This window comes from Paenibacillus sp. FSL R7-0198 (assembly GCF_038000415.1).
GTDB lineage: Bacteria > Bacillota > Bacilli > Paenibacillales > Paenibacillaceae > Paenibacillus.
On the sequence record NZ_JBBOCB010000001.1, the window covers coordinates 5,073,146 to 5,098,178 of the forward strand.

General features: G+C 47.9%; 28 protein-coding genes. 26 read left to right on the top strand and 2 right to left on the bottom strand.

What is annotated here, in order from left to right:
• Nucleotides 1–13: 13 nt before the first annotated feature.
• The 4 genes from MKY87_RS21960 (at nucleotide 14) to MKY87_RS21975 (ending at nucleotide 2,979) form a co-directional block, all read left to right on the top strand.
• A complete protein-coding gene (locus tag MKY87_RS21960) occupies nucleotides 14–589 on the top strand; it encodes an NADPH-dependent FMN reductase (RefSeq protein ID WP_340966189.1) in 576 nt (191 codons plus the stop codon).
• A gap of 46 nt (nucleotides 590–635) precedes the next feature.
• Nucleotides 636–1,094 (top strand): VOC family protein, encoded by a 459-nt coding sequence (locus MKY87_RS21965; RefSeq protein ID WP_338591805.1) that lies wholly within the window; start codon nucleotides 636–638, stop codon nucleotides 1,092–1,094.
• On the top strand, nucleotides 1,091–1,726 hold the full coding sequence (locus MKY87_RS21970) for a VOC family protein (RefSeq protein WP_340966190.1): 636 nt from the start codon (nucleotides 1,091–1,093) through the stop codon (nucleotides 1,724–1,726). The genes MKY87_RS21965 and MKY87_RS21970 overlap by 4 nt, the downstream gene beginning before the upstream one ends.
• 293 nt (nucleotides 1,727–2,019) lie before the next feature.
• Nucleotides 2,020–2,979 (top strand): hypothetical protein, encoded by a 960-nt coding sequence (locus MKY87_RS21975; protein ID WP_445669462.1) that lies wholly within the window; start codon nucleotides 2,020–2,022, stop codon nucleotides 2,977–2,979.
• 93 nt (nucleotides 2,980–3,072) lie between these two features.
• On the opposite strand, the gene MKY87_RS21980 is transcribed toward MKY87_RS21975, so the two are convergent.
• The gene (locus tag MKY87_RS21980; RefSeq protein ID WP_091015510.1) at nucleotides 3,073–3,555 is read right to left on the bottom strand and encodes a hypothetical protein; all 483 of its coding nucleotides are present in this window, start codon (nucleotides 3,553–3,555) and stop codon (nucleotides 3,073–3,075) included.
• Between the two features lie 576 nt (nucleotides 3,556–4,131).
• Between MKY87_RS21980 and MKY87_RS21985 the strand changes: the two genes are divergently transcribed.
• Nucleotides 4,132–5,982, top strand: coding sequence for a DUF4127 family protein (locus MKY87_RS21985; protein WP_340966193.1), 1,851 nt, complete (start codon nucleotides 4,132–4,134; stop codon nucleotides 5,980–5,982).
• Nucleotides 5,983–5,986: 4 nt separating this feature from the next.
• Here the strand turns inward: MKY87_RS21985 and MKY87_RS21990 are convergent, their stop codons facing one another.
• A complete protein-coding gene (locus tag MKY87_RS21990; RefSeq protein ID WP_340909576.1) occupies nucleotides 5,987–6,331 on the bottom strand; it encodes a YfjL-like protein in 345 nt (114 codons plus the stop codon).
• Nucleotides 6,332–6,794: 463 nt separating this feature from the next.
• Here MKY87_RS21990 and MKY87_RS21995 point away from each other — a divergent pair, with 463 nt between their 5' ends.
• The 21 genes from MKY87_RS21995 (at nucleotide 6,795) to MKY87_RS22095 (ending at nucleotide 25,030) form a co-directional block, all read left to right on the top strand.
• Entirely contained in the window at nucleotides 6,795–7,688 is an 894-nt protein-coding gene (locus tag MKY87_RS21995) for a hypothetical protein (RefSeq protein WP_340966194.1), read from the top strand.
• 193 nt (nucleotides 7,689–7,881) lie between these two features.
• Nucleotides 7,882–8,070, top strand: coding sequence for a hypothetical protein (locus MKY87_RS22000; protein ID WP_249911568.1), 189 nt, complete (start codon nucleotides 7,882–7,884; stop codon nucleotides 8,068–8,070).
• Nucleotides 8,070–9,533, top strand: a complete 1,464-nt coding sequence (locus tag MKY87_RS22005) for a phage tail sheath subtilisin-like domain-containing protein (protein WP_340966196.1) — start codon at nucleotides 8,070–8,072, stop codon at nucleotides 9,531–9,533. Before MKY87_RS22000 ends, MKY87_RS22005 begins: the two co-directional genes overlap by 1 nt.
• A 222-nt stretch (nucleotides 9,534–9,755) precedes the next feature.
• Complete coding sequence (locus MKY87_RS22010) at nucleotides 9,756–10,163, top strand: phage tail tube protein (RefSeq protein WP_339785721.1); 408 nt, start codon at nucleotides 9,756–9,758, stop codon at nucleotides 10,161–10,163.
• A 256-nt stretch (nucleotides 10,164–10,419) separates the two neighbouring features.
• Nucleotides 10,420–10,854, top strand: a complete 435-nt coding sequence (locus MKY87_RS22015) for a phage tail assembly chaperone (RefSeq protein ID WP_017690174.1) — start codon at nucleotides 10,420–10,422, stop codon at nucleotides 10,852–10,854.
• A 35-nt stretch (nucleotides 10,855–10,889) separates the two neighbouring features.
• The gene (locus tag MKY87_RS22020) at nucleotides 10,890–11,012 is read left to right on the top strand and encodes a hypothetical protein (protein WP_256337973.1); all 123 of its coding nucleotides are present in this window, start codon (nucleotides 10,890–10,892) and stop codon (nucleotides 11,010–11,012) included.
• Between the two features lie 24 nt (nucleotides 11,013–11,036).
• Nucleotides 11,037–12,782, top strand: coding sequence for a hypothetical protein (locus MKY87_RS22025; protein ID WP_340966198.1), 1,746 nt, complete (start codon nucleotides 11,037–11,039; stop codon nucleotides 12,780–12,782).
• 56 nt (nucleotides 12,783–12,838) lie between these two features.
• Nucleotides 12,839–13,471, top strand: a complete 633-nt coding sequence (locus tag MKY87_RS22030) for a LysM peptidoglycan-binding domain-containing protein (RefSeq protein WP_253509411.1) — start codon at nucleotides 12,839–12,841, stop codon at nucleotides 13,469–13,471.
• Nucleotides 13,468–14,457: an XkdQ/YqbQ family protein gene (locus MKY87_RS22035; RefSeq protein ID WP_340966199.1), complete on the top strand. Its 990-nt coding sequence runs from the start codon at nucleotides 13,468–13,470 to the stop codon at nucleotides 14,455–14,457. The genes MKY87_RS22030 and MKY87_RS22035 overlap by 4 nt, the downstream gene beginning before the upstream one ends.
• Entirely contained in the window at nucleotides 14,450–14,860 is a 411-nt protein-coding gene (locus MKY87_RS22040; protein ID WP_340966200.1) for a hypothetical protein, read from the top strand. The genes MKY87_RS22035 and MKY87_RS22040 overlap by 8 nt, the downstream gene beginning before the upstream one ends.
• Entirely contained in the window at nucleotides 14,853–15,308 is a 456-nt protein-coding gene (locus MKY87_RS22045; RefSeq protein ID WP_340966202.1) for a DUF2634 domain-containing protein, read from the top strand. Before MKY87_RS22040 ends, MKY87_RS22045 begins: the two co-directional genes overlap by 8 nt.
• A gap of 4 nt (nucleotides 15,309–15,312) precedes the next feature.
• Nucleotides 15,313–16,452, top strand: a complete 1,140-nt coding sequence (locus MKY87_RS22050) for a baseplate J/gp47 family protein (RefSeq protein ID WP_340966203.1) — start codon at nucleotides 15,313–15,315, stop codon at nucleotides 16,450–16,452.
• A 137-nt stretch (nucleotides 16,453–16,589) separates the two neighbouring features.
• Nucleotides 16,590–17,180 (top strand): YmfQ family protein, encoded by a 591-nt coding sequence (locus MKY87_RS22055; protein WP_340966204.1) that lies wholly within the window; start codon nucleotides 16,590–16,592, stop codon nucleotides 17,178–17,180.
• Entirely contained in the window at nucleotides 17,180–18,694 is a 1,515-nt protein-coding gene (locus MKY87_RS22060; RefSeq protein ID WP_340966206.1) for a tail fiber protein, read from the top strand. The genes MKY87_RS22055 and MKY87_RS22060 overlap by 1 nt, the downstream gene beginning before the upstream one ends.
• Nucleotides 18,695–18,800: 106 nt before the next feature.
• Nucleotides 18,801–19,229 carry a phage tail terminator family protein gene (locus MKY87_RS22065; RefSeq protein ID WP_340966207.1) on the top strand — a complete coding sequence of 143 codons (429 nt, stop codon included), beginning with the start codon at nucleotides 18,801–18,803 and terminating at the stop codon, nucleotides 19,227–19,229.
• 245 nt (nucleotides 19,230–19,474) lie between these two features.
• Nucleotides 19,475–19,684, top strand: coding sequence for a hypothetical protein (locus MKY87_RS22070; protein ID WP_340966208.1), 210 nt, complete (start codon nucleotides 19,475–19,477; stop codon nucleotides 19,682–19,684).
• On the top strand, nucleotides 19,684–21,000 hold the full coding sequence (locus tag MKY87_RS22075) for a phage tail sheath family protein (protein ID WP_340966209.1): 1,317 nt from the start codon (nucleotides 19,684–19,686) through the stop codon (nucleotides 20,998–21,000). Before MKY87_RS22070 ends, MKY87_RS22075 begins: the two co-directional genes overlap by 1 nt.
• 1 nt (nucleotide 21,001) lies before the next feature.
• Complete coding sequence (locus tag MKY87_RS22080) at nucleotides 21,002–21,460, top strand: phage tail tube protein (RefSeq protein WP_017690162.1); 459 nt, start codon at nucleotides 21,002–21,004, stop codon at nucleotides 21,458–21,460.
• 171 nt (nucleotides 21,461–21,631) lie between these two features.
• Nucleotides 21,632–22,054, top strand: a complete 423-nt coding sequence (locus MKY87_RS22085; RefSeq protein WP_105600712.1) for a phage tail assembly chaperone — start codon at nucleotides 21,632–21,634, stop codon at nucleotides 22,052–22,054.
• 201 nt (nucleotides 22,055–22,255) lie between these two features.
• Complete coding sequence (locus MKY87_RS22090) at nucleotides 22,256–24,334, top strand: hypothetical protein (RefSeq protein WP_340966210.1); 2,079 nt, start codon at nucleotides 22,256–22,258, stop codon at nucleotides 24,332–24,334.
• On the top strand, nucleotides 24,335–25,030 hold the full coding sequence (locus tag MKY87_RS22095) for a LysM peptidoglycan-binding domain-containing protein (RefSeq protein ID WP_340966212.1): 696 nt from the start codon (nucleotides 24,335–24,337) through the stop codon (nucleotides 25,028–25,030).
• Nucleotides 25,031–25,033 lie beyond the last annotated feature (3 nt).

Here is a 25,033-nt window from a genome sequence, read left to right on the forward strand (position 1 = left end):
GAGAGTGACATGAATGAATATTGTTATTTTGGCAGGAAGCAATCGGAACAATGCAACCAGTACACGTCTGGGAGAGTATGCTGTGGAGATTATTCGCGGTCAGGGACATCAGGCCAGCCTGTTTGATCTGTATCAGACACCACTTCCATTCTACGCGCCAGATGAAAAACAAGCGGATCATGAACATCTGGCAGTCCTGAATACACGTATGCTCGCGGCTGATGCAATCATCCTGTCTACACCAGAGTATCACGGCAGTATTAGCGGTGTGCTCAAAAATGCACTGGATCACCTGAGTCAGGCTCATTTTAGCGGCAAGCCCGTCCTATCCATCAGCTCCTCTGGTGGAGCGGTGGGGGTAAGTTCGCTTTTACAACTGCAAGCGATTGTCCGCAATCTGCATGGTATCAATGCCCAAGAGTGGATCTCCATTGGTGGTGCGCAGCGCAGACGATTCGAAGCGACATTTGACGGATACGAAGAGTACGAAGGCAGTCAGGATATAGAAGAACGGGTGCAGCGGGTTATTGGATCGTTTTTAAATCTTGCCCAGACGTTAACGAATGCGCGGAATTCTACGATGAGTTGAGAACCAAGGAAGATGAAAATGGGAAAAGGAAAAGAGGTTGAGCATTATGATTACAGGCATATTTGAAACACATCTAAACGTGACGGATTTGGAGAGATCCCATCATTTCTATGAAACGGTCCTGGGTTTACCCCATGCTTATGGGCAGAAAGAACGTGGGAACTCCTTCTACTGGATTGGTGGAAAAGGCAATGCCATGCTGGGATTGTGGCAAAAGGATCCTTCCGAGGTGAAGCGTCAGCACTTTGCTTTTCATGTATCTCTGGAGGATATGAAACATGCGGTGGCTCACTTGGAGAACAAAGGAATCAAGACACAGAACTTCCTGGATGATGATATCGGTGAACTGTACGTATTTGGCTGGATGCCTGCGGTATCTGTGTATTTTAACGATCCGGATGGTCACTCGCTTGAATTCATCGCCATGCTCCCGGATGAAGCAAAGCCTGAGCTTGGCATGGTGCCATGGAGTCAGTGGGAGGAGTTGCAGGAGAAGGCCGTATGATGATCGAAGAATTGCAGTTATATACAACACGGCTGGAGGACCTCAAGCATTTTTATTGTGATACGTTGGGAATGGAGGTGTCCAATGCGACAGATCAGGCCTTCAACCTGGAGGTTGGAGGGACAAAGATGATTTTCAAACCGTGTGAAACAGATCGTGAGCCCTTTTATCATGTGGCCTGGTTGATTCCGACAAATCGGTTCAAGGAAGCAAAGCAGTGGGCTGCATCACGTGTAGTTTTAAGCAGGGAAGGAAATCGGGATGAGACGTACTCTGCTAACTGGAACTCTCATTCTCTCTATTTCGAAGATCCGGCAGGCAATATTATCGAGCTGATTGCTCATCATCGTATTCAGAACGAGAGTGACCATGACTTCTCGACTCAAGATATATTACAGGTGTGTGAAGTTGGACTGGTGACGGAGGATGTTCTGTCTACGGTGAATGAGCTTCAGCAGATTGGACTCACGCGCTGGGGTGAGGTTAGTGAAACCTTTGCTCCTGTAGGAGATGTACATGGTTTATTTATTGTGGTGAAGAAGGATCGGACGTGGTTTTTCTCCAAGCAAAAAGCAGAGATCTATCCCCTGGAAGTATCCATCCGTGGCGTGGGCAAGCTTCGAATTGGCTAAACTTTGCATTCCGGGGTAAAACGGGCATATGTGGAGCATTTCCATCATGTTATAGAAGTAAACGCTTTATTTATTCATTAGGATATATAAGTTGAACTAAATTTACACGATAACGGAGAGGACAGAAAAAACCTGAAAAAGCGAAGCTGAAAGCTTTCTGAAAGAAAGCTACTTCGTAAGCATAATCTCACATTTATCACCGGATTTTCCCTTAGGAAAGGGGATCGAAAAAAAATCTGGGGATAACAGTGATTGGAAGGTTGTTCTGTCAGGCTTACATATGATGAAGGGTGGTGGCAAGCTTGGATCGACGGTTGTTGGAAGAGGGACTAACGATTATCGTTTCCAGTCGGGAACGTACAGGAGATCTGTGGCACGCCCATTATGGGGCGGGTGCGATTGCGGCATATTTTTGGGTGAGGGAAAATCGTCTCACTGCCCTTGCCGCCGGCAGTGTTACCGCCGAAGCAAAAGCCATGCTTCGCCAGCATGGAATCAACCCTGGTCAGACCTATCCGATTGGTGAAATGATGCCCAGGGAAGATGCTGAAGCGCGTATTACGGACGCATTGGATCGAACGATTGGAGAGCTGCACTGGGTTGGACATCAGGCCATCTATGGGGCAATCAGCCTGAAAGCCATTCGTGAACTGGATGGATGGGGCACTGCGGAGGAAATTGGTCGGTTGGTTGAACTGATTGATTCTTTCGATCGAACCATCCCGGGAAGATCCTGGATGAACACAACCGTGAAAGAAATTCGCAATCTGAAGCTGGAAAAGAGTGATGGTTTCCCCGAGATCGAAGATCCAACACAGTTGTCACGCCTGATTCTGGATGAGCTTGGTGCGTTCCAGACCATATATCACGCGGAAGCACATCATGACCTAATTGGTCATATGCTCACCTACGGACATGCGCTTAACATATTATATGAATTGGGTTATCCGGCATTATTCCATAAAGGCATTCCACCTTTCCTTACTATGGTGAAGGCGCTACGTTTAAGCCGAGATGTGGATATTGAACAGGCGATGCCGACATTGCAATCACCCGTAGACCTGCTGCCACTAGAACGGGCGGAACGATCAGTGGCGCTCCCCCATGAACTGGAATACTGGCTCACCGATAGACGTTCTCGTGACTGGAACGGAGGTCATGTATTTAAATTCCCGTTCAGCTTCTATCATCATGCCAAGAACGGGGAGCCCGTACCGGAAACATGGGAGAATTTTCGTTATATCATCGCGTGAGATAAACATTCGTTTCAAAAGGGGTGTCCGTCATGACGGACACCCCTTTAGGCATTATTCTAGTTTACCGAATCGTGGGCAGCCTGCACCTTTTTAACGGGGCCAAATTTCAAGGATAAAAAGGATCAGCATGACTCTGGACACCAGCATGTATGGTGATTTTCGTACGGGCTGACGCGCTGCCCATATTCCCCAGGAACTCATAAGTGCAATACTTCCCCAGAACATCCATAAGGAGATGCCTTCGGGTGTAAATAGAAAGGACAGCTTGGGCAGTCCCCTGTTGCCAGCCCCAAGAAGAACAGTGGTCATATAGACGAGGACAAGGAAAAACAACTCGAAGAGCAGGGTTTGCAGCCAGAAATAATAGATGTTGAACACTCGTAGCATGATGACTGTGATCAGGATAAACAGGATACCAACGGATAAGAATGTTGCCGCGGTCCATCCAATGAGAGATGTCGTTATAACATCTGTTTCCTGATATAAGATGTACATCGCCAACGCATACATAGCGGGGCCCGCCATATAACTGGTGACAGCAATCCAAAGATAGAAGAAATACCTCTTTTTCATGGTCATATCCATCCTTTATTGTTCGTAGGATTTGAAAGCTACTTATGTCATATAAACATCATCAGGATGGGTTTGGTTGGATTGTCGATAGGATTTTCTCGCGAGAAACCGACAATTGTCCGCCCCGGACACGACTACATTCATGCGTAATTCATCCCGATTACCATCAGCGCGAGTGGGCAAAGGCGGTAAAATGGTATTATCGGATCAGCAGCAAGGAAGACACACTGACAGCTCATACGCTAAAGTACAGACCGGCCATGGGGCCGGTTTTTTAATTCGGTGATTGCATCCTTGCCCTGATCGGGTATTAAAGACTAGATATATAAGTTGAACTAACGATTTACACGAGAACGAAGAGGACAGAAATAACCTGAAGAAGCGGAGCTAAAAGCTTTCTGCAAGAAAGCTACTTCGGAAGCATACACTGCGCCTTTATCCACGGATTTCTACCTTTATATAAGTGGATCAAGAAAATCCGGGGATAACAGCGATCGGAAGGTTGTTCTGTCATCGAAGTGGCAAGTGTAAATATTCTGTAGTTCAACTTATATAGATAACAGGAGGCTACGTGATATGAAAACAGTATTGTATGTTCCACTGGATGATCGTCCAGCGAATCTGGATGATGTGATTGTGCAAGGGAAAGCAGCCGGTATCCATATCGTTACACCGAACCTGAGTGATATTAAGAATCGTCTGGACTCGGAGAAAACCGTAGATGGCACAACGCTGCTCGGCACCTCCACGCCGGTTTATGGCAAACCGTCCAAGATTCACGACTTTATTCTGAAACATGCTGCCAAGGTCGACGGATTCATTATCTCATCCGATATGCTCGCTTATGGCGGTCTGATTGGCAGTCGTCAGCTCCGCGAAGATGGAGGAGGCGCCTATCCAGAATACGATGATGAGACCACGCGTTTGCTGGATGTGATTCGCGTGATCAAGCAGAAATATCCACGCAAACCCGTATTTGTAATGGACACCATCATGCGTTTGGCTACAACCTCGTTTGCAGATGGCTTGGCGCTCGATGCATATAATGAGTCCCGTGCGTTGATGCAGCAGCCACGTCAGACATACACTGAGTTTGAGGATATTATCGAAGGTTATAACCTGTCCCCAGATGGGGTGGAATATGGGACAACGACCTATTTTGATAAAGAACAGTATTACAATACAAGACAACATAAATTCAAAACAAATCTGTACATTCTGGATCAGCTGGCTCGCACAGGTTATATCGATTTCCTTGCGGTTGGCGTCGACGATGCAAACACGCAGGGTGTTCAGATCAATGAAATCAAATATGTAGAAGCGCGGATCAATGAATGGCTGGGTGGAACCAATGGGCAAAATCCGGATCGTGCTATAATCTTGCCGGATGCAGATGGTTTGGGGCATGCTTTGGTCGCTCGCATGGCTAACCAGTTGTTCCGAGGTGGGGCGAGGACACGTTACGCAGTGAAATATTTTGGTCCTCACGGCAATACCATCATCAACACGTATGAATACATGGATGTACACGAGAATGTGGTTCGTCATGTGGATATTGTAGGTGGTGTGCTTGTAGCGGATTCGGCATATCCTGAACCTGAGGTGGTGACGGATGTGGGTGCTGGCTTGGAAAATGAACAGCTGGTGGCTGTAGCAGCCGATCACGTTGTCCCGTTTGACATGGCCTCCGAACTGGATCGTATGACGAAGGGTCACCCGGGTAATTCCGGAGAGAACACGGGCATCGACATCGAGATTATTGCCATTACCGCTCTGGATCAGGTGCAAGCTGCGTTGGAGCAACTGACGCTGAATAGTGAGCAAGGTCTGCCTTCGGTATTGATTGATTTTGTGGGTAAAGGACCAGCCAATGTTGATGTTGCTGAAGCGTTGCTAAACAGTCCATATACCGGGCGGGTTCTGGGTTATAGTGCCTGGAATACACCAGGTAACAAGATCGGTATTGCTGTAGGTATGGGGCAGTCGAGGTACGCGTTAATCACAACAGAGAAGCATGAGCATAAGTTGCGAGATGCTATGAATGCGCATGGCTCGCTGTTGTTTAAGCGATTCCTGAAGGATTATTACTACAAAGCGGTAGCGATTGCGGACATCCGCACGTATTCCCGAGCCCATGCGCTGTATACCAACGTGGCTACACTTTCGGATCAAAATATGTTGCTGTTCAACTCAGAGGAAGACTATGCCCATTTGCAAACATTGCTCCGTGACTTGATGCAAACTTACACAACGGCACTCGGGAATAAGACAGCCTTCCAGACAGGAAATGTGGCGATTAAGCAGATCTGTAATGACGAATTGTCCTACGCGACGTATGCTAGTGCGCTGCTGGAATATGCGAATCCCGATTTCATTTGGGGGCGTGCATTTGAGATTACGTTGAACCCGCAAGTTACGCTGAACTAAACGGTTATCTCACCATGGGCTCCTCATGTTTGGGATCATCACTGGTATGACTGTACTGCTTAATCTCTCCGTTGTTAAAAATGATATATTGATACTTCGCTTCGAGTTCATCCGCGAATGTTACTGAGGCACCGTAAGGTGCTTCAGAACTTTTTGAGGAGTAAGTACCTTGTACTTCGATAAGCTGTTCGGGTGAGTAACCTTTCTGTTCAATCAGGTAAGTGGTTACCTGTTGTTCAGCATCATTTTTCTTGAGCGGATTACCAAGCAGTCCGATGTAAGCCCAGCAGGATATCCCGAGTATAAATGATAAGATGACAAGTGAAGTGATCTTGAAAGTTTTACTCATAGGTATTTCTCCTTCTTTTACGTAAGCGACAACGAATTTGATAATGGAATATTAATATATTTGGATAAATTTATCAATTCATTGAACTTAATGCTTACTTATTTGTTCGTTAAAATGATGATTCCAGAATCGTCTTTTTTCCACCCGAACAACTCCCTTAATCGCACCGAAGTCGTACGGAACACCATCCGCGCTAGGAATAAAAGGGTATAAGATTGTATTATCGGATCAATAACAAGGGACGCACCGAAAGCACATACGCTAATGTACAGACCGGCCAAGTGGCCGGTCTTTTTGATGCGGTGAATTAGTCCCGGTACTGGTTCGGTCGGAATACAGACTCTGAGTTAAAAGGGGGAGCCTACTGCTGCTGCATTGACGCTGCATGGTGTGGGCAGATCTCAAACTTGCAGCCAAAGGGGGCGAAATGAATGTGTCTATGAGAAATGAAATTAGCACTACCGTGAGTACCAGTAAAATGAGTACGCTCATTAAAAAAACGCTGAAACAGAAACTCGCGGTACTTGTTCCAGATTGGGACGGTCGTGTACTGGATGTACCTGCGTCAGGCGCAGTGTTAACCGGGCCTTGTGCAGTGGTTGCGTTTGCCGAAGAAGTGCCGAAGTCTGCTTGGGCGGGATATCGACGGATCATCAAAATCTCACCATACGCTCGTCCGGAAGATGGAGGCGCTGAACAAGTGGAAGCATGGTCAGCCCTTCTAATCGAAGGGTTACACCAGGTAAGGCTGGTGGATGAAGCAGATGGGGCATTCACCTGTATCTATCTGGGTTCTTCAGATATTGACCGGGTGGATGCCGGGTCTGGTATGCTTACGCGCAGTCTGCGGTTCGGGGTGTATGTTCCCAAAGACTCGGGAGCTGTCCTCGCTGAAACAGGTGACGCGTGGCTAGCTGCGCTTCAAGACTGGACACAGCAAGAGCTTGGCTCGAACTGGTCGGTATATGGTGAGGTCTGGCCTGGAGGATATGAGATGCCGTCTGTGTTATGGCGATTGGCCGGATGCAGCACGTCTGTGGCGGGCACTTCGGCATTGGAGGTTCGACAACAGTGGATTGGGCATGTGCTCACCGATCATTCGGTGTTAACACGCCAGACCGTTACTCGGTTGGTAGAGCAACTTGCGGTCCAAGCTCGTCTCGCCGTCAATGAAACGGGTGGCGAAGAGCACGATGGTAACACGCGATATATCACAGTGGATGAAGTCACGGCAGATTTACAGGCAGATGTCTATCTGAACGGTCAGATTCGCCTGATGTTGCAACAGCGGATTCGTCGTCCGGGTACGAATGTACCTTTGATTCGTGAGATTCACCATAGCAAAGGTATGGAGTAAACGTTAATTGAGAGGAACCTTCTATATAAAGGTGGTTCCAGATTATAGCTTTGAGATGATTGCTTTAGCTTCAACATTATAGCTTCAAATTCATAGGTTCATAGGATCAAAAATTCATAGGTCAAGCTTAAAGATCATCGTTTCACGAAATCAGTAGTCCAACAAATGAGGTGAGATGGCAATGGCAAGCTCAGTGAAAAAAAGCAAACAGACAGCCCCGCGGTATACACGGGCAGAACTGATGAATCATGCAGAAGCCCTCTTTGCCGTTAAGGCAGAGGTGCTGTACGGTGCGCTGTACGAAGCGGCGCAAGAGACGTTTTCCATTGAAGAAACGCAAGAACGAATTAACCAATTTATGAAAGCGAAGGTGAAGGGATAATGGCAGGTGGAACTTGGGAGCAAACGAATCGTCCGGTCCTTCCGGGCTTATATATGAATTTTCAGGCGGCAGCATCCTCGGCCATTCAAGCGGGTACGCGGGGGACGGTCGTTGTGCCAATCAAGGCCAACTGGGGTCCGGTAGGGACTTTTGTTGAGGTAGGGAGTGAAGCGGCGATTGAACGTATCTATGCGGCGAATGTGCTGGACAACGGTACGGCTTATACGTCCTTGAAACTTGCCTTGTTGGGTGGTCCGAAGAAGTTACTCGCTTATCGGGTAGCAAGTGCTGCGGCCAAAGTAGCTACGCTTACTTTGAAGGACAGCAGTGATGCCAATGTGCTGCAACTGGATGCGAAGTATCCGGGAGATCGTGCAAATGGATTCTACGTCACCATCCAGCCAGGTGTGATTGATAATACGAAGCATGAAGTGCGTCTCTTTGAAGGTAACCGGATGTTGTATGCGCTCCTGACAGCGGATATTACAGCAGCTTCTCTGGCAAAAGAGATTAACGCGGATGAACAAAATGTCTGGGTAACGGCTCAGGCGATTGGCGATGGTGCAGGTGTAGTTGCAACAATTGCGGGTGCGGCATTCAAAGGTGGCGTAAGTGGCAACGATGACCTGACCAATGCAGAGTACATTGCTGTACAGGGTGCGCTGGAAGGGGAGCAATTCGACGTCTTGGCTTTGGATCAGGCGGCTGATGCACCCCTGCTTGCGAGTTTTGCGGCATGGGTGAAACGTGTACGTAGTGAAGGCAAACCGGTGATGGCCGTATTTGGCGGTTCCGCAGCGGACGACACCTCAGCTACAGCAGCACAAAAAGCGGCAGCACGTTCGCTTGCGCTGAACCATGAAGGTGTGATTAATGTTGGTACAGGCGTTCGCCTTGGAGATGCATTCTACAGCTCGGCGGAAACGTCCGCCTATGTTGCAGGTCTGATCGCCGGACAACGTCTGAACCAATCCACAACCTATGCAGCTACTCCGTTCGATGATGTGACACGTCGCTGGACGCGTGCAGAACAGGAGCAGGCAGTACAGAATGGTGTATTTATTTTCTTCCATGATGGACGTCAGGTGAAAGCCCTCCGCGGTGTAAATACACTGGTAACTCCGGCCGCTGGGCAGAATAATGCGTGGAAAAAAATCCGTTCCATTCGTGTGTTGGATGCCATCAACACGGATCTGCAACGTTCTGCGGAAGATACGTATATCGGTAAAGTGAACAATACCGAAGAGGGTCGTCAGGCACTGATTAGTGCCATGAAGGCCTATTTGGCGCTGCTCGCACAGAGCAATGTGATTGAAGCTGACGGTTATGATGTCATTCTTGACCCGGCATATTATGGCGCGGCACCAGTTCTCAAACCGGAAGCAGATCAAGTATTCCTGCAATGGAATGTGAAGCTGACGGATGTGATGGAGCAGTTGTTTGGTACATTTTACGTGCAATAAGGTTTCTAGAATAATTACTATATGTTGAACTGATGGTTTACACGATAACGGAGAGGGCAGAAAAAATCTGAAGAAGCGAAGCGCTCGCCTTTATCACCGGATTTTCCCTTTTTGAAAAGGAATCAAAAAAATCTGGGGATAACAGCGATCGGAAGATTGTTCTGACTGCGGAGTTATACCGTGTAATATTTATTAGTTCAACCAACCCAAGGAGGAAAATATATGTTGGATGCGTCAAGAGTAATTCTAGGTACCCATGGTCAGTTGCATATCGATGGTGTGTGGCAGACAAACATTAACAAGCTGGAAGCGAGTGTGGAGATTGAAAAGCGTGAGCTGAACCTGGTTGGTAACGACTGGAAGGTGCACAAGAATGGCGCGAAAAAAGGAACAGGCACGATGACGGGCTACAAAGTCACTTCGGATATGATCCAGCGCGGCTTCACCAAATTCGAGATTATTTCCAAGCTGAACGACCCTGAATCGTATGGACATGAGAGTGTATTGCTGAGAGGTTGCATGGTGGATAAAATCCAGCTTGCCAACTGGACAGCGGGTGAGGAAATACCGGAGGAAACGGGCTTTACATTTGAAGGATTTGAATTGCTGAATCCGATCGTGGCGAACTAAAAAGGACTTTAATGGAGGCCGAGATGATCTCGGTCTCTTTGTTGTCTACTTAAAGCAAATTTAGTATCTGCACGATAACGGAGAGGACAGAAATAACGTGAAGAAGCGGAGCGTTCGCCTTTATCCCCGGATTTTCCCTTGAAGAGGGGAATCAAAAAAATCTGGGGATAACAGCGATCGGAAGGTTATTCTGTCATCGGAGTGGCTAGTGTAACATTATGATTGCCAAATGTGAACAAGAAGGAGATAACACCCAATGAGTATGAATGAAAATATGTCCGAAGAACAGATTTTGGATCAGTTGTTTGAAGCTGCAGAACGTTTGCCAGAGGAGAATGTACGCATTCAGCGTCTGGATCTGCTGTTGACCTTGCGTGGACTGACGTCTTCCAAAGTGGATCACATTCGTGAACGCTGTACGATTCGTAAAACGACCAAAGGCCGCACCGAGGAAAAGGTGGACACCGAAACATTTAACGCGCTGCTCATTTCTGAAGCAACCGTGAAATTAAAAGTCCGCAGCCTGGAATTGTCCGGCTGGGGAGACACTCGCATTACCGGCCGCATGAAGTTGTCTGGTGGAGAACAGGCGGTTCGCCGCATGCTGCTCGCGGGTGAATTGGATGCTGTAGGTGATAAAGTGCTGGAGCTGTCCGGCTTTGGTGTGGAGATTGAAGACCTAAAAAACTGATTCACTCCGGCGGGATGACCACGTTCCTGTATCACATGTGGGTGCGTCATCATCTCCGGCCCGGAGAGTTCTGGTCATTGCCACGCGGGGAGCGCTCGCTGTTGATTGCGTTCTCGGAAGAAGAGATGGCAGCAATAACCTCGCAAATGAATCGATAACGAAAAAGGGCAGGAGGTGAAAAAATGGCAGAAATGATTGTAGGTTTATCCAAGTCCAATGTGGAAATGCGGACAACCCTTCGTTATCTGGATCAGATCCAGCGCTCGACAGAGCGTCTGGGCAGAGTTCGTTATCAGAGTCTGATTAAGGTGAACAATGAGCTGAGAACGACTGGACGCAGGTTGGAGCATATTTATAGTATGGCTGTGCGAATCAGCAGGCTGCGAATCACACCGACGATTGGGTTGATTGATAAGCTCAGTCCAGCGTTGGATCGCGCATGGGCGAAACTGAACAGTTTCAGGGACCAGATGGTTACGGCTTCGGGCACAGTATCGCTTGAGGTTCGGCAGAAGATCGAAGTGGCGATGGGCAAAGGTGGGCCAACTGGTCCAACTATGGCTGTCGTGATTCAAAATAATAAAAATATCACTAACAATGCGAAAGAAGAAGATAGCTGGATTGATAAGGCTAACACTTGGATGGAATTTTTTAATAACCTCAATGATATTTTTGATAACATCATTGATAAAGTTGGTAAAATTATCAATTTGTTCAAAAAGAAAAAAGAAGAAAGTCCTGCATCAGATCCAACCAGAAGTCCAGCATCCAAATGCTGCTGTTGCACAGGTGGAAAGATGGGCAAAAACCGTAGAGTTCGTTCACCGAATGCGGATGGTGGTGGATCAGATCGTGGAAGACGAAATTACCGAAGCGGTAGAAGGTCTAGTAATCGTTCGAACCGGGGCCCATCACCAGTACCCAATCCTGTACCTGATACTCCAACTCCTCCGGCCGATCGCAACCGTAATAGGGGAGGCGGTAGAAGAATACGAGGAAGCGGTAGATTAGGATTTGCGGATGGTGGATTGGGATCTTTAACCGACATGCTGGCTGGTAATGGATTGATGGATAATTTAAGTAGTGGCTTTGCCAAAGGAGCAAAAAGGTTGCTTGGACCCATCAGCATGCTTGCTGATGTGGCAAATGTAGCGACAGCACCCCCGGAAGAGCGTGGCCGTGCTGTGGGTTCGATGATTGGCGGCACAGCAGGTACTGCGATTGGTAGCGCCATCGGTAGCGTTCTTTTGCCTGGCATCGGGACATGGGTTGGTGGTGCAGTAGGTGGTTGGGCCGGAAGTGCAGCAGGCGGCTGGATTGGAGACAAAGCGAAGGATATTGGAAACTTTATGTCTAGTGCTACCGAGGGTGTAGGGGATGCATTGTCGGGTGCAGCTGATTATGTTTCTGAGAAAACAAAAAAAATCACGGATGGCATATCCGGCTTCTTTGGATTTGGTTCCAAAAAAGAAGAAAAGACTGTCTCGGCAGCAACGGTGGCTGCACCGTCTCCAGTTGCAACAGGCCCGCAGATGGCACCTGCCTATATGCCACCGACACTGACCATGACAGGCCCAACGGCTTATATGAACAGCAAAGTCGGTCAGCCTACATCTGCTGGATTCATGGGAACAAGCATGATGCAGAGCCAAGCGATGGCGCTTGGTAACGGTGCGCAGACGAATGGGAAATCGTCCACGATGACGGTACAGATATCTGAAGACCAGATGAGCAGTCTGTCCGGATACTTGAAGGATTTCAAAACCGAAACTACCAATCAGATTGCGATCAATATTCCACCAGGTGCGGTGCAGGTGACCGTGCGCGAAAATGCGATTGATTATGACGCAGTTTCTCACCAGGTGGGGCAACGGATCTCTAACGAGTTCCGCCGTGCGATGCAAAATCGCAAAACAATTATGGCCTAAGCAGAAAGGAGGCCGCAGATATGTCAGTACTTGAAGATAAAGTTGGTCCTAACAAAATGTCATTTACGTTGAAGGACGGCAACACTCCATTTCAATTCCCAGTGAACCCTGAAGAAGTTAATATTTCCAGGTCTAAGGGATATGAAACGGTCAATATGTTGGAGCATGGCGAGTTTGATTTTGCACAAGGGGAGAAGGTGAAGGAGATCACCTTCTCTTCTTTTTTTCCCAAAAGATTTGATCCGTCCTATTGCATGGATGAAAAATCTTTTCTAGATCCACGTGTGGCGATGAATGTGCTGAACACCTTTCTGATCTCCAAAAAGCCGCTGCGTTTCATCATTTCAGAGACGGGCGTGAACGTGCCTGTTTTTATTGTTTCGCTTAATTCGAGCTTTCGTGGGGGGGAGACAGGGGATATTTATTTCGACCTGACCCTACGCACATGGCGGGATTCCAAGGTGGAAAAGGTGGGCTCTGCGGCATCCGGGAGCAAGTCAGGTTCTCGTACCGATTTGAAAAAAACCAGCAAGACCTACACTGTCAAATCTGGTGACTCCCTGTCCAAAATAGCAAAGCTGGAGCTGGGCAGCAGTTCCAAATGGAACGAGATCTACAAGCTTAACGCAAAGATCATCGGGAGTGATCCAAACCGGATCAAGCCCGGGCAAAAGCTGGTGATGCCATGACCTACAAGGTCATTGTCGACGACAAATATGACATCACCAAGCTGGTGGAGACGATTACGCTGAAGGATTCGCTCGACCAGATTGCGTATCAGGCTAATATCCGGCTGGCGGTGTCTGCGTCTTCCGGTCTGCCTTCGATCTCACCGGGCATGGTAGTGCGGATTAGCGGGGTTCCTTTTGGCGAAAAATCCATGGTTCATCTGTTGCATCCTGCGGTCATCTGGGAGGTGGAAAGCTCGAACAGCGGCACCAAGCGGCTGTCTCTCACGGTGTACGACCGGATGATTTATCTGGAAAAATCGGAGGACGAGTTCCTGCTGCCGAAGGATCAGACTGCTACGCAACGACTTAAAACCTACGCCAAAGAGTGGAAGATTCCATATGCTACGCTGCCGGAAACCAAGACAAAGCTGGGCAAAGCCGTGTATCGGTCACAGACGATCTTCTCGATGATGTTTGCCGATCTGAAAGAAACAGCGAAGTCCGGCGGGGAAATGTACCATCCACGGATGACACCCGGCGGGTTGCAGCTCTTCCAAGTTGGAAGTAATGCAAAGGTGTATGAACTTGATCGACTGATTGATCTTACCCAGATGCGTACGCTCGAAGGAGCGGTCACCAAAGTTAAAGTCATGGCAGCGTCTGAGTCCGGCGGTAGTGGCAAAGAGGTACCTTCGAAAGTGCTGGCGATTGAGCAGAGTGATACGGAGCAGCTAGGTACGTTGCAAAAACTGATTGAGGATGATCAGGTGAAAACAGCCGCCGCCGCGAAGAAGCTGGCAAAAAGCAAGCTGACAGGTATTCAGGAGACGTTTACAATCTCCGCTCCGGATATCAACACGATTCGCGCCGGGGACGCGGTGTTGTTGAAAGGACTGAAGCTAATCGTCATGTCGGTCAGCCGTGATCTGTCTGCCGGACCTGGAACGATGACGTTGGAACTGGGGACGGCTGAGCTGGTGAAAAGGAGGTATTACCTTGAATAAAGATGATCCGTATGGGCATTTTGCCGACGTCATGCGGGGTGCGATGAGTACACATTCCCGTCAGGCCGTGAGCGGGATGGGAGCAGTACTGGGGACGATGACATCGTCCGGTGTGAAGCTGGATGATTTCAAGCACGAAGTGCAGGATTATCTCGTGGCCGAGTTGCCGGGCACGCTTGGACTACCGGAGCGCGAGGCTGCTGGCGCGATTTCCGGTATAACTGACGTGGCAAACGGCGGAACGACGGGCACGGGACGGTTTCTTTTGCAAAAAGAGGAAGTGGAAGAAGCGGTGTGGTCTCTTGGTAAAGGATTAAAAGCGGGAGATCGCGTACTGGCGATGCGGGTGAATGGCGGCAACGACATTGTGGTGTTGTGTAAGGTGGTGAGTGCGCATGCCTAGTTTGTTTCCGGAAACGGGTGTGGTCTGGGGAGATGAGGAGGATCTGTCGGGGGCGGATTCGGAAGAGGTACGCTTTGGACGGAGCTGGCGATTTGATTACGATGCAGGGGATTTTGTATTGACCCCAAGTGGTAAAGTCGCTGCGGCTGGTGGGCATGAAGCCTGGGTGCAGTGGTGCATTAAGGCCGTGAAGACGCCGCGGTACAGACATGTGATCTATTCTCGAAACTATGGTTCGGAGCTGGAGGATCTGGTGGGGCAGGGTGACAGCCGGGGCGTGATGGAAAGTGAGATTACCCGGATGGTGACGGAGACGTTGCTGGCCGATCCACGCACGGATTCGGTAGACCAGTTTACGTTTGATTGGAATCGGGAGCAGTGTATGTTCTCGTGTCGGGTGGCGAGTGTGCAGGAAGAGATGTTTATTCTGGAAAGTGAGGTGATCTGACGGGATGGCTGAGATTCCGCGTTATTTGGAGGACCAGACGGAGGAACAGATTATGCAGCGTATGCTGGATCGTCTGCCCGCGGATCTGGATAAGTCGGAGGGTTCGTTCCTGTGGGATGCGGAGGCTCCAGTTGCGTTTATGCTGTCTGAAGCGGCTTTGTGGGCGCAGGAATTATTGCGACGTGGCTTTGCGAGTACGGCTGCGAGCAGTGATCCAAATTTTCGTTCGGAAGAGCTGGATCTACGGGCAGGAGAGCACGGCATCACACGGCGTGCTGCGGTTGCGGCACAAGGTGCGGTGAGGTTTACGGGGACGCCTGGGAAAGTGGTGCCTGCGGGAACAGTCGTGGCTACGCTCGCGGATGAAGTATCTGCTGAAGCTTCGCTCGAATACGAGACGGTGGGCCGTGTGGAACTGGATGCAGAGGGCTTCGGGGTGGTAGGTGTGCGAGCGCTTGTTGCCGGAAAAGAGAGCAATGTGCCTGCGGGCACGGTAACGGTGCTGTCTACACCTGTAAGTGGCGTGACTTCTGTCACGAACGTTGAGGTGATCAAAGGCGGTGCGGATATTGAGGCAGATACAGCGCTTCTGGAGCGTTTTTATGCCAAAGTCCGCAACCAAGGGACAAGCGGCAACAAGTCGCAATATGTGCAATGGGCCAGTGAAGTGCCAGGTGTTGGTGCAACGCGTGTGATTCCGTTATGGCAGGGACCAGGTACGGTGGGATTGTATCTGCTGGACACGGACAAACGTGCTGCGGGTACCGATCTGGTGGCGGCCGTACAGAAGTACGTAGATCCAACGCAGGATGGGCAAGGTGAAGGTGTTGCGCCCGCGGGGCCAGTGGTGTCCGTGATGCCAGCTGAGGAAGTGCCGATGAACATTCAGGTGAAGCTGACGCTGGCAAGTGATGCCACACTGGCAGATGTGAGGGCGTTGATTGAGGGCGGGGTGACCGCGTATCTGAAACAGTTGGCTTTTGCCGATCCGCTCGTTCGTTACACTCGCATTGCCGCGATTCTGTTGGATATTCCGCCGATTATTGACTATTCGGAGCTGACCGTGAACGGTGTGAGCGACCAGAATATTGAGATGACTGCAAGTCAGGTGGCCGTGCTTGGGACGGTGGATGTGCATGAGTAGTGTTGGGCAGATAGTGGATGAGGAAGTAGTTTTGGAGTGCGGAGACCAAGGAAGATTGGGAGAAATACGTCGATCTGGGTTGGATCTGGTGATCGAAAAGCTCCCTGTTGATGTGAAAGGAAGGGAGGGGACAGGGCATGAGTGCTCCTTCTATTGTAGATGTTGGACTGACGAGTGAGAAAGGCCGGGAGTTGTTCACGTATTTGCCCAGGTATTATGAGACTTCACGAGTGATGCAGGCCGATATGCAGGCCAAAGGTATCGAGATGGATCTGCTGTATCAGGCGTTAGATGAGACGTTGGAGCAGTTTTTTGTCCGTACAGCGACGTGGGGGCTGGACTTTTGGGAGCAGGAGCTAGGTATTGAGACGGACCGTCTCAAACCTGTGGAACAGAGGCGTGCCGTAGTGGAATCGAAGCTGCGTGGTGCCGGAAAGTTTTCGGGGAGACAAGTTGTTAATGTGGCTGAGGCATATGCCGGGGGAAAAGTAGATGTAACATTTCAGCCGGAAGTGTGGAGTTTTACGGTGAGCTTTGTGGATACGATGGGCACCCCGCCCAATATCGATGATATGAAGCGAGCAATTGAAGAATTGAAACCGGCCCACATGGCCGTGGAATATAAATATCGCTATCTGGTCTGGGATGATCTGGACGACAAACAGATGACATGGGACGAACTCGATGCCGCGTCCTTGACGTGGAATGAACTGGAGGTGTGGGCGTAATGCCAAAAGAAACAGATCGACTAAAATTGCCTCTTCCCTTGGGGAACGAGAATGTGACCCGGGAGAGTATTAACGGGATTTTTGAAAAGATTGATGCTGGTGTGGCGACACGTGAATCCATCCTTATACCTGCGGAATCTGATCTTAATAGCTATATTACAGAAGGGGAATATTATTGCCCAACGAATGCGACAGTAGGAACTTTAGCTAATTCTCCAGTAGGAGTAGCCTTTCATTTGACGATAGAAAGACATGCTGGTGTGGTCCAAACTCTAACAACCTTTGAACCGAATAACCTACAAGTTTTTCAAAGGAACTACTATGTCGGATGGGGTCCATGGAAGAAAGTACCTACAATGGACGAGATTGAAGAGGTAAAAGTATACACCGATCAGAAACTCGGAGAAATCGTTATTAATGATGCATCCTTAACAGATAAGGGTATCGTCCAACTGTCCAACGCAGTTGATGGGAGCCGTGAAGATTTGGCTGCTACGGAGAAGGCGGTCAGGGATGCGAGGATTGCGGCTGAGACGAATGCGAAGAATGCTAGTCTTCCGCGTACGGGCGGTGATATTTCAGGTCCACTTACAGTTAATTCGTGGGGGACTATCTCTTCAGGAACTGCAGGCTTTTTCCTGATGGGCCATAACTGCTATATTCACCCTACGAGCAATAAATATTATTTCAAACAAACGCATTCTAATATGGGAGCTAGAGGTATTGTCTTCAGATTGGGACAGGTCGGTATGTATACGTTTGATACTGGTCCGATCTCGACGGTGAAGGATGCAGAATTCACACCAACTTTGGTTCAAATGCCTACACAGACGGACTATGATGCGCTTTTTCAATCTGTGAATAATGTCATCTCTAAAACTCCTTTTGAAGTTATTTATTTCTTTATTGACGTAGTTAGAGGGAATGATAGTAACTCAGGCCAATCTGAGTCGAGTGCTTTTAAGACAATTAATAAAGCACTCTCCTTACTTAATCATACTATTAATAATCATGTTATAATTTCAATCGCTCCAGGAACATACAATGAAAATATAATTCTAAATCGTAAAATTGGGGGTGGAGAATTAAGTATTGAAGGACCAAACGGAACCGGCACAGCTATATTAGCTGGTCGTATTGAATTAAAGGATATTTTATTACCCTTAGTAAGGATAAGTAATATCACTATAATAGAATTACAAAATCCTTGTATTTATTCTGAATTTGCTAATAGAGTTGATATCTGGAGAGTGGTTATGACTGCTAATGCTCCGAATGGTACTGGAGTAAGTATTGTGGGTACTAACAACGTTGAAATATCTAATTGCACAATATCCAATAAAAGTAGTGCCATTTGGACAAATAAATTAACAAGAGTTGTCTCTATTAATAATTCTGGTAGTAATAACAGTACAGGATTGTATGCTGGTGATGGTGCTCTTATTGTTAAAGCTGGTCAACAACCAGCAGGGTCAACAAGTCAATTAGTCTTTTCAGGTGGACTAATAAGATAAATTTTAAAGAAGCGGAGTTCTTTACTAATTGCTAGTATGATTGAACAATTAACTTAAAGAAGCCGGACTAAATAGTGCAAGTCAATAGAATGTAAGGAGGTGAATCATGACTACAAATCAACTAACCACTGCCATCGCTACAACTCTCACACAGAATTTCCCTAACATCCCGATCCGTCCGTCAACGGGCACCAGCCCCACCACGGACATCACGGGCATCTCCTACCGCCTGCTATCCGCTCAACTTACCCGGGAACGCAGCGATCGCTTCGTGCAATCTCACGCGTTTGAAATCCGCTGGCTCGAACCTAACGATATCCCGGCGACTCTGCCGGACGAGCTGTTCGAAGCATTGGAAACCATCGACGTGGAGGGCACACCCTATCGTGCAACGGAATTGCGTTGGGAGACGGAGAATGACATACCGCGAATGCTGGTGTACTATACCATGCGAACCACCAAAGTGTCGGAGTCCGCCGCTACCATGCAACAACTGGAACAGCGTTCTACTGCACTTAAAGCTGCTAAAGAATAACTATATAAATTGAACTAACATTTACACGAAAACGGAGCGGAGAGGACAGAAATAACCTGAAGAAGCGGAGCGTGCGCCTTTATCCCCGGATTTTCCCCTTTAAAAAGGGAATCAAAAAAATCTGGGGATAACAGCGATCGGAAGGTTGTTCTGTCATCGGAGTGGCAAATGTAACTATTCTTTGGTTGAACTTAAATAATTAAAATGAGGGGATCAGCATGAAAGGAATAGGAGGCGCATTGGCGATGTTTACGAAAAAAGAACCGGACCCTAACAAACCGGAAGCTCAACAGAAAAACAACCAAAAATACAGCAAATCACAGTTCGCCGAATCCCGGCAACTTAGCCGGATCGAGAAAGACATTTTGGGAGCGGTGCTGCTGGAACAAGAGACTTACACATTGCAAGAAGCGCAAGAACACATCCAACAATTCATGAATGGGGAGGCACAATAATGGCTGGAGGAACATGGACGACACAAAACAAGGTACGCCCCGGCGTATATATGAATTTTGCATCAGAGGGCTCATTGCCGGGTACGGTAGGAGAGCGAGGAACGGTGGCATTGGCACTTCCATTGTCATGGGGGCAAACAGGCACAATCCTGACGGTACAAGCAGGTGAAGATGTACAATCCAAATTGGGCTATGACTGGACAGCGCCGCAATTGTTGCTGATCCGCGAGGCATTGAAACGGGCGCAGACCTTGCTTCTTTACAGACTCAACGCTGGTACCAAAGCCAAAGCAACTTTGGATAAACTGACAGTGACAGCCCAACACGGTGGTGTACGTGGTAATGATCTGGCTGTTGTAATCTCCGCCAATATCAATGAACCAGAACAATTGGATGTCTCCACTTTGCTTGCGGGTAAAGAAGTGGACAAACAAACTTCGTCCACCATCGAAGCTCTGGAATCCAACGCATACGTCACATTTACTGGTGAAGGGGCACTCACAGCTACAGCGTCACTTCCACTAACAGGTGGATTAGATGGCACAGCAACGAACCAGGAGCATTCCGATTTCCTGACGAAGCTAGAGGTGCTGGATTTTAACACGGTCGGTCTGGTCTCAGACGATGCCACTCTCAAGTCAGTCTACACAGCTTACATCAAGCGCTTGCGTGATACCGAGGGCAAGAAGGTGCAACTGGTTCTGTCCGATTATCCGGCTGCAGACCATGAAGGCATTATCAGTGTCAAAAATGGTGTTGTTCTCGCAGACGGTACCGTTCTTACGCCGAAACAAACCGTAGCATGGACTGCCGGCGCAACAGCGGGAGCTAACCTGAATGAATCCCTGACGTTCCGTGCTTATGACGATGCCGTGGATGTGAACGGACGACTGACACATAGCGAGACAGAAGCAGCATTGCGTAATGGCGAGTTTGTGTTTACGGCGAGCAGCAACCGCGCAGTGGTAGAGCAGGACGTGAATACATTCCGTTCCGTTACACCGGATAAGGCACGTCATTTTGCCAAAAACCGTGTTGTCCGTGTACTCGATGGCATCGCTAATGATATGAAACGGATTTTCGAGTCCTATTACATCGGCCAAGTGAACAACAACGAAGACGGGCGCAGCCTGTTCCGTTCCCAATGTGTCACTTATCTGAAGCAACTTCAGGATATCGGTGCCATTCAAAATTTTGATTCCAAAACAGATATCACTGTTGCTCCGGGCAATGAAACGGACAGTATTCTGATCGAGATTCAGGTCCAACCTGTGGATTCCGTTGAAAAAGTATATATGAAAGTGAAGGTGGTTTAAGATGGCATTTTTGAAAGCAAGTGACACGATCTCCGGCCAGGAAGGCCGCGCATATGCAACGATTAACGGACAGACCGAAGAAATGTTCTATGTTAAGACGCTGGAAGCAACAGTGGAGAAACAAAAAGCAGAGGTCAAAACCTTGGGCCGCCGCGGCGTACAGCACAAAGCAACCGGTTGGTCCGGTTCGGGTTCCATGACGATCTTTTATACCACATCCCGTTTCCGCGAGCTGATGCTCCAGTACATGCAGAATGGTGTAGACACGTACTTCGACATTGAAGTGACCAACGAAGATCCTTCTTCTACAATTGGCAAACAGACCGTGACCCTCAAAGGCGTCAATCTCGACAGTGTGATCATGGCATCCCTGGATACCGAGGCGGAGGCTTTGGAGGAAGAAGTGAGCTTTACCTTTGAAGATGTCGATATGCCTGTATCGTTCAATCTGCCGAAGTAATGTAACGTGGAAAGCATAATGATTTGAGATTTATAAAGAGTATAAATTTACAGCGGGTTTGTAAAAGAAACCTGTTCAACTTGCCTGTGTTACGGGCTATTTGGCGTGTCAAAATATTGTTCTTCGCCGCTTCGTGCGGCGGGGGACCTAACTTTAGAGGAGGAACAATACATGAGTGGACTGAGTATGTTTTTTGCCCAAAATGCAGCAACAGATACAACGGAGGAGTTTACCGTATCCCCCCGATTTAAAGATGAGAAAGGTGAGCCCGTTGCCTGGAAACTGCGCAGCATGACTGAGGACGAAAACCAGGAATGCCGCAAGGCAGCTACCCGCAAAATTAAGGGCAAGAACGGTGTTTACACACCCGACATCGATGCGAATGATTACATGGCTCGCCTGATGAGCGCAAGTGTAGTATTTCCCGATTTGAAAAACGCAGAACTCCAGCGTTCATATGGCGTGATGGGGGCGGAATCGCTTTTGCGGAAAATGCTGTTGCCTGGGGAATTTGCTTCGCTTGGCGAACAAGTCCAGAAGCTGAACGGCTTCAATCAGGACATGAACGAACTGGTGGATGACGTAAAAAACTAATTAAAGAGGGCGATTCCGAAGCCAATCTGGCTTATTACGCTCTCCATGAATTAAACATTTTGCCGCATGAGCTAATGGCCTTCTCCATGCGAGAACGAGCGGCGATCTATGCGATGATCTCCATCCGGGTGGAGGAAGAGAAGAAAGAACGGTCCAAGAGTCGCGCCCGGAAGAAATAAAAAGGAAAGGAGGGAGAAATAGATGTCCGATACAAGTATCGATGTAATTAATCCTCCGTCCATGAATACCCTGATCAATAATCTAAATCTGGTTCAAGTAAGAACAACCGAGATCCTTAATAATTTCAACCAGATTAACCGGATTAATCTGAACCAATTCAACCAGACGAATATATCCAACCATTTTAATGAAGTAAATCAACAACTAAATGTAACGATTAATCTGATGGAAAAGTTGGAGGATACGGCTGATGATACAAGCAATGCTTTGGGGGATAATCTGAGCAAACTCTCCAAGTGGGTTCAAATGGTAAAGTCCGCTGGAAGTGTCGTGTTAAAAGCGGCTGCTGAACAAGAAGACTTCAAATATCGTTACATGGTTGCCGCAGAAGATCCGGGGCTCGGGGAAAACATCTATAATAAGTTTCGAGATCAAGCCTCCAGGAGTGGTCAAGAGGTCAATAATTCGCTCAAGTCTTCTCTAGGGTTTGTGCCGTTGGCACAGAATACAGGGCAGGTAGATCAGTTAAATGAAATGACTCAACGATTAAGTATGTTGTCACCGGATAATAAAAGTTTGACCGATGCATCCAAGGCTATTGTTAGTGCCATGAATGGAAAAAATACTGATTTGGCGAGTCAATTCAACATACCGGAAAGTGCATTAACCGGGGCTGGATTGGGTGAATTTATACAGACTAAAGACCTTGACGGTTTTATACAAGGTTTGCAGACGGTTATTGAAATGCAAGGTTACACACAAGAAGCCTTTGATACGATGCTGGATTCTCCAATGCAAAAATGGACGGCTCTCGTGAATCAGTTCAATGGAATACTATCTGAAATCGGAACAAGAGCTTTGGAAGTTTTATCTCCTGTGCTTGACCGATTAAACGAAGCCATAAGCTCAGGTCAGTTCAGTGCTTTCATCGAATGGATTGGTGGGGCCTTCGCAATTATTGCTCAAGTGGTGGCATTTATCGTGGATGGGTTCATCAATTTTGCTACAGTTGTACAAGAAAATTGGGCTATCATAGCACCTATTTTGACTGCTATTGCTATGGTGCTGCTTTACAACATGATTATCTCACTTGGCATTGTGATCGCTGAAGTGTTTTTGCTTGCTGTAGCATGGTTGGCTGTAAACTGGCCTATATTGCTGATCATCGCAGCAATTGCTGCAATGATTATGATTTTCCAAATGTTCGGAGCAACCGGTACCGATATTCTCGGGGCTATTATTGGTACATTTATGATGCTTGGCGAGATCATCAGAGTGGTAATTGCTACCGTGTGGAACATATTTGCTTCATTGGCAGATTTCTTAATTAACCTGTTTATTGATCCTGTCTACGCAATTCAAAAGTTGTTCTATGACCTAGGCATGTTTGTTTTACAAACTCTTTACAATGTTATGGTAGGTATCGAGGATTTTCTTAAAAGAGCTGTAGGGGCCATTAGCGATGTTGCTTCATTTATCAATGATACCTTTGGTACGAACCTGAGTGTGATGTCCGAATCGGATATTAACATTGGCAGCAAGAACATTAAGAGTTGGATGGACACTCTGAAGTCTATGGAGCCACAGAGCGATAAAAATGTATTTGAGTCTATGCGAATGGACGGAGAATATAATCCCAGTGTATATGGGGAGGGTCAGATAAAGGCTGAGGAGTGGGTTTCTAAGTTCTCTTCCAACCCGAAGGATGACTCCAAGGATAAAGGTCTACCAGGTAATTTTGGCAAGGACTTCACACCTGAAATACCCAAAACCCCTTCTATGCCATCGATGCCAACTGCACCAGCTCCCACCGTTGTTCCCAACAACAATATGAGTAACATCAACAAAATCAACAATATCGGACAGGTGGACAAGATCGGTGACGTGGACGGCACAGTGGATGTAACCAGCGAGGACTTGAAACTGATGCGTGAGCTTGCCGAGATGCAGGCGATTCAGCGATTTGTCAGTCTGACGCCAACCGTTCAGGTCACGACGGGTGATATCAACAGCGGACATGACGTGGACAGCATCATCAGCAAAATCACCGATGGACTGAACAGTCAGATCGTCTCCAGTGCCCAGGGGGTGTATGGATAAGTGGAATATTATATTCAATTAAGCTTCAATAACCGCTCTGAATACATGTTTTTCCCGGTGACACCTGAGAGCATTGAGTTTTCGGATTCGGGAGACGGTAGTACGTTCAACGTGAGCGCTTTGGGTGAAATTAACGTGATCAAGTCGCCGAAGCTGCGTGAAGTCAGTTTCAGCGGGATTTTTCCGGCAGACTACAGCCCGTATCATCTGAACTACGATGCAAGACATCCGGCAATTCAGAAGCAGTTTTACGGTGATCCCTATGAATATGTGAAAAAGATCATCCGCTGGATGCAGACGGGCAGACCCGTCAGACTGTTCTTTTCCAGTGCAAGGTACACTATTAATATGGCGGTTTCCATTGAGAGCTTCGACTGGAAGGAGACAGCGGGTACGGTGGGGGATATCCAGTATGATATCAAGCTGAAGCAGTTCATTTTTTATGCCGCCAAAAAAGTAGTGCCACTCAAGGACAGCAAGGATACGGCTGCTTCGAAAACAAAAACCAAAGCCTCTCGGCACAATGAAAAAATTCAGCCAAAGACCGTCACACTCAAAGCCGGAGACTCCTTGTGGTCTGTAGCTAAAGCCCATCTGGGAGATGGATCTCGCTGGAAAGAGTTGCAAAAGCTGAATAGCATCAAAGATGCACAACTGAAGAAGCTGCCGATTGGACTTGTGATCAAGCTTCCGTGAAAG

Bases quoted from the DNA above. Each gene is read 5' to 3' on its own strand.
- MKY87_RS21960 (WP_340966189.1), top strand. From the start codon at position 14: ATGAATATTGTTATTTTGGCAGGAAGCAATCGGAACAATGCAACCAGT.
- MKY87_RS21965 (WP_338591805.1), top strand. From the start codon at position 636: ATGATTACAGGCATATTTGAAACACATCTAAACGTGACGGATTTGGAG.
- MKY87_RS21970 (WP_340966190.1), top strand. From the start codon at position 1,091: ATGATGATCGAAGAATTGCAGTTATATACAACACGGCTGGAGGACCTC.
- MKY87_RS21980 (WP_091015510.1), bottom strand. From the start codon at position 3,555: ATGAAAAAGAGGTATTTCTTCTATCTTTGGATTGCTGTCACCAGTTAT.
- MKY87_RS21985 (WP_340966193.1), top strand. From the start codon at position 4,132: ATGAAAACAGTATTGTATGTTCCACTGGATGATCGTCCAGCGAATCTG.
- MKY87_RS21990 (WP_340909576.1), bottom strand. From the start codon at position 6,331: ATGAGTAAAACTTTCAAGATCACTTCACTTGTCATCTTATCATTTATA.
- MKY87_RS22005 (WP_340966196.1), top strand. From the start codon at position 8,070: ATGGCAGGTGGAACTTGGGAGCAAACGAATCGTCCGGTCCTTCCGGGC.
- MKY87_RS22010 (WP_339785721.1), top strand. From the start codon at position 9,756: ATGTTGGATGCGTCAAGAGTAATTCTAGGTACCCATGGTCAGTTGCAT.
- MKY87_RS22015 (WP_017690174.1), top strand. From the start codon at position 10,420: ATGAGTATGAATGAAAATATGTCCGAAGAACAGATTTTGGATCAGTTG.
- MKY87_RS22020 (WP_256337973.1), top strand. From the start codon at position 10,890: ATGTGGGTGCGTCATCATCTCCGGCCCGGAGAGTTCTGGTCATTGCCA.
- MKY87_RS22025 (WP_340966198.1), top strand. From the start codon at position 11,037: ATGGCAGAAATGATTGTAGGTTTATCCAAGTCCAATGTGGAAATGCGG.
- MKY87_RS22030 (WP_253509411.1), top strand. From the start codon at position 12,839: ATGTCATTTACGTTGAAGGACGGCAACACTCCATTTCAATTCCCAGTG.
- MKY87_RS22035 (WP_340966199.1), top strand. From the start codon at position 13,468: ATGACCTACAAGGTCATTGTCGACGACAAATATGACATCACCAAGCTG.
- MKY87_RS22045 (WP_340966202.1), top strand. From the start codon at position 14,853: ATGCCTAGTTTGTTTCCGGAAACGGGTGTGGTCTGGGGAGATGAGGAG.
- MKY87_RS22050 (WP_340966203.1), top strand. From the start codon at position 15,313: ATGGCTGAGATTCCGCGTTATTTGGAGGACCAGACGGAGGAACAGATT.
- MKY87_RS22055 (WP_340966204.1), top strand. From the start codon at position 16,590: ATGAGTGCTCCTTCTATTGTAGATGTTGGACTGACGAGTGAGAAAGGC.
- MKY87_RS22060 (WP_340966206.1), top strand. From the start codon at position 17,180: ATGCCAAAAGAAACAGATCGACTAAAATTGCCTCTTCCCTTGGGGAAC.
- MKY87_RS22065 (WP_340966207.1), top strand. From the start codon at position 18,801: ATGACTACAAATCAACTAACCACTGCCATCGCTACAACTCTCACACAG.
- MKY87_RS22070 (WP_340966208.1), top strand. From the start codon at position 19,475: ATGTTTACGAAAAAAGAACCGGACCCTAACAAACCGGAAGCTCAACAG.
- MKY87_RS22075 (WP_340966209.1), top strand. From the start codon at position 19,684: ATGGCTGGAGGAACATGGACGACACAAAACAAGGTACGCCCCGGCGTA.
- MKY87_RS22080 (WP_017690162.1), top strand. From the start codon at position 21,002: ATGGCATTTTTGAAAGCAAGTGACACGATCTCCGGCCAGGAAGGCCGC.
- MKY87_RS22085 (WP_105600712.1), top strand. From the start codon at position 21,632: ATGAGTGGACTGAGTATGTTTTTTGCCCAAAATGCAGCAACAGATACA.
- MKY87_RS22090 (WP_340966210.1), top strand. From the start codon at position 22,256: ATGTCCGATACAAGTATCGATGTAATTAATCCTCCGTCCATGAATACC.